Source organism: Candidatus Accumulibacter contiguus, assembly GCF_012940005.1.
In the GTDB taxonomy this organism is placed as follows: Bacteria; Pseudomonadota; Gammaproteobacteria; order Burkholderiales; family Rhodocyclaceae; genus Accumulibacter; species Accumulibacter contiguus.
Genome location: NZ_SPMX01000118.1, coordinates 1 through 1476, shown reverse-complemented (window position 1 = coordinate 1476; position 1476 = coordinate 1). Strand labels below are relative to the sequence as shown.

Here is a 1476-nt window from a genome sequence, read left to right as displayed (position 1 = left end):
ATCTGAACGAGCGTTCTTTTATCCTCCGCGCGAAACGATACCTTGGCGACAGCGAAGCCAAACTTCAGTGGGCTTCTGGCGAAGAGACCGGCAACAAACTCGATCAAACCGACATGGAGGACCTGCTGGCCAGCCCTTATGTCCAGTACCTGTCGCAGCAGTTCGTCGATCAACTCTGCTCGGCAGAAGGCCTAAACGACGCTTTGGTTACGGAGATCGAACGTGTGATCTTCAATGCCCACCCGCTCACGGAGCGCCAGGGAGCCGATACCTTCACGGAGTTATTAGACATTCGTCTGCAAGGCTCACGCCAGACGCGCGAACGCCAGCAACAAGCACTGACCAAGGCGTCCGTGGACCTTGCTGACGAGCGAGTCAAGAAAGACGGGCTTAAGGCGCTGGAGAAAGACCGCGATGAGAAGAAAGGCTCGATCGAAAAGGACAAGACCGATCGCAAATCGCTGGTCACCAAGGGCAATGAAGAGCGCACCAGCTGCCATGAGCAGGTCTCGCTTGCAGTCGATGAAAAACGACAATTGGTAGACCAAGCCAGGCGCCGACACCAGGCCCTACTTCACTTACAAAACGACGTGAGCGACTTTCGCACACGACAGGCGCCATCCCTATTAGCCGACCTGAAGGACGAACGCGAGGATGCCGGTCTGAGTGCGTCCGACTGGGAAGCCTTCAAGCTCGACTACGTTGGCCCAGTTGACTCGCTGCTGATCGAGCGAATCAAACAGGCGAATCTGTTGGTCACCGCGCTGCTAGGGCCCGCGGAAACCGATCCGCCGACTCAGGAAAGCCCTGACCCAGCTATCGCACTAATCCCCGCAAACGCAGATCTCCGCGACGCGAAGAAGCGGCGCCAGATCATTATCGTGACGCACAACGCTAACTTGGTGGTAAACACCGACGCGGATCAGGTAATTGTGGCCCAATGCGGACAGAGGTGGCCCCGTTTGTTTGGACAGCAAGAGCTCGTCGATAAGTGGAGCCCTGCCAGTTCCGGTCGGCTGACCGGTGATGCGGTTGGTTTTGACCTTCTGGGATTTTATCCGAACCGAATAGAGCTCGGTGGAGCTTGTGGGCGAAGGGACGTGCGGTGGGAAAGTCACCAGACTTTTCCACGGCAAGCGGCCCGGTGCGCGCCAGCGCATCGTCCACAAATCCACGGAGCCCCTTCCTCATACCTTACGCTGCGGCGCGGATGGCCGACGCGAGGGCCACGAAGTAGGCGGCGTCCGGCGTCTTGCCGTCTAGGGCGCGATGCGGTCGGCGCTCGTTGTAGAAGCGGACGTACGTGGTCAGGTTGGCTCTTGCATCGGCGACGCTGTCGTAGGCCTTGAGATACACCTCCTCATACTTGACCGTCTTCCACAGACGCTCGACAAAGACGTTGTCCCTCCAAGACCCCTTGCCGTCCATGCTGATCCGGATGTCGTGCGCCTTGAGCAGACCCGTGAATTCGCCGCT

General features: G+C 58.5%; 2 protein-coding genes. Both read right to left on the bottom strand.

The features are described 5' to 3' along the window. Positions 1-305 precede the first annotated feature (305 nt). Positions 306-536 (bottom strand): hypothetical protein, encoded by a 231-nt coding sequence (locus tag E4Q08_RS24205; protein ID WP_211203547.1) that lies wholly within the window; start codon positions 534-536, stop codon positions 306-308. A 658-nt stretch (positions 537-1194) separates the two neighbouring features. Then, on the bottom strand, positions 1195-1476 hold a 282-nt coding region (locus tag E4Q08_RS23435), incomplete at its 5' end, for an integrase core domain-containing protein (RefSeq protein WP_169072184.1).